Origin of the sequence: Streptomyces sp. NPDC006430 (genome assembly GCF_040612395.1) — a bacterium.
In the GTDB taxonomy this organism is placed as follows: domain Bacteria; phylum Actinomycetota; class Actinomycetes; order Streptomycetales; family Streptomycetaceae; genus Streptomyces.
Window position 1 is genome coordinate 1 of sequence record NZ_JBEXQA010000116.1, and the last position, 1455, is coordinate 1455.

The 1455-nt window shown below is 68.2% G+C and carries 1 protein-coding gene; it reads right to left on the reverse strand.

The features are described 5' to 3' along the window. Positions 1-7: 7 nt before the first annotated feature. Positions 8-1408, reverse strand: coding sequence for an IS30 family transposase (locus tag ABZZ20_RS36850; RefSeq protein ID WP_356877430.1), 1401 nt, complete (start codon positions 1406-1408; stop codon positions 8-10). Between the last annotated feature and the right edge of the window lie 47 nt (positions 1409-1455).

Below are 1455 nucleotides of genomic sequence, written 5' to 3' on the forward strand. Positions count from 1 at the left end.
CCCGGACTCAATCGGTCGTCGCAACACCGGCTTGTTGAGTCAAGAGTAGGTGCTCGTTGAGGGCTTCGGCGGGTGTCCTCCATCCGAGGGTCTTGCGGGGCCTGGTGTTGAGGGCGAGCGCGACGGCGGCGAGTTCTCCGGTGTCCCATCGCGACAGGTCCGTCCCCTTTGGAAAGTACTGCCGTAGGAGGCCGTTCGTGTTCTCGTTGGTGCCCCGTTGCCAGGGGCTGTGCGGGTCGGCGAAGTAGACCGGCAGGCCAGTGTCGATACGAAGCTGTGCGTGCTGAGCGAGTTCCGTTCCCCGGTCCCACGTCAACGAGCGACGCAGGTGTTCGGGCAGGGTGGTGATCGTGGCCGCGATCGCGTCCTTCACCGCCTGGGCGCCGCGGCCGGCCAGGGCCGGTCCGTTCTTCACTCGCGGCTCGACGCCGTATCCGTCCATCCGCGGAAGGTGTAGCAGCATCGTGAATCTGGTCGTGCGCTCGACCAGGGTGCCGATCGCCGAACGGTTCAACCCGATGATCAAGTCGCCTTCCCAGTGTCCCGGGACCGCGCGGTCGGCTGCCTCGGCCGGCCGTTCGCTGATCATCACCTCAGGTGTGACGTGACCGCGGGCCTGTTGCCGGGAGCGTGCGCGCGGGACACGCAGCGCGCGCCCGGTCCGCAGGCAGGCGACCAGCTCACGCTTGAGCCCGCCCCGGGCCTGGACAAACAGTGCCTGGTAGATCGCCTCGTGCGAGATGCGCATGGACTCATCATCGGGGAAGTCGACCGGCAGACGGTTCGTGATCTGCTGGGGACTCCACGACGTCGCCCACCGCCGGTCCTGCCGCCGTGGCTTGTTGCGCCCTTTCCATTCCGGGGTGACAGGTCCGGGAACCGGTCGGCCGTCCGGCGCGCGGATCGTCCCGGCGAGCCTGTCCTGGACGTACTGACACAGCCGCTCGTTGACCGCCAGCTTCGCCGCCCTCGGGCGTCGCGCTCGCCTCTCGGCATGCCACTGCGCGGTGGACGCCCGATATTCCAGGCGGTAGGTGCGGGTTGAGGCATTGCGGCGGAGCTCGCGTGAGACCGTTGACGGTGACCGTCCCAGCCGGCGCGCGATCTCACGGACGCCAAGGTCCTGAGCCTGCCAAATGGCGATGTCCTCGCGTTCCGGGAACGACAGGTAGCGCCCCGACACCGATGGTGAAAGGTTTGGTCCCACGCCTCCAGCGTGGCGGAACCAACGAGCCCCGACCGCGGGCGACACCCCAGCCTCAGCCGCCGCTTCCTCCGTCCGGACTCCCCGGGCGATCGCCGCCCAAAACCGGACTCGGTCCTCACGCCAGGCGACCGTCGGCCGGCCCGGCGACGGCATCTGGCCCCGGTACTTACGAACCCTCCGCTGTTGCGGACCGACACCCATCACTCCACCTCCACCACGAGGTGTTGCAACGATCAGTTGAATCCACC

Excerpts from the sequence above, each read along its gene's own strand:
- ABZZ20_RS36850 (WP_356877430.1), bottom strand. The coding sequence starts at position 1,408 with ATGGGTGTCGGTCCGCAACAGCGGAGGGTTCGTAAGTACCGGGGCCAG.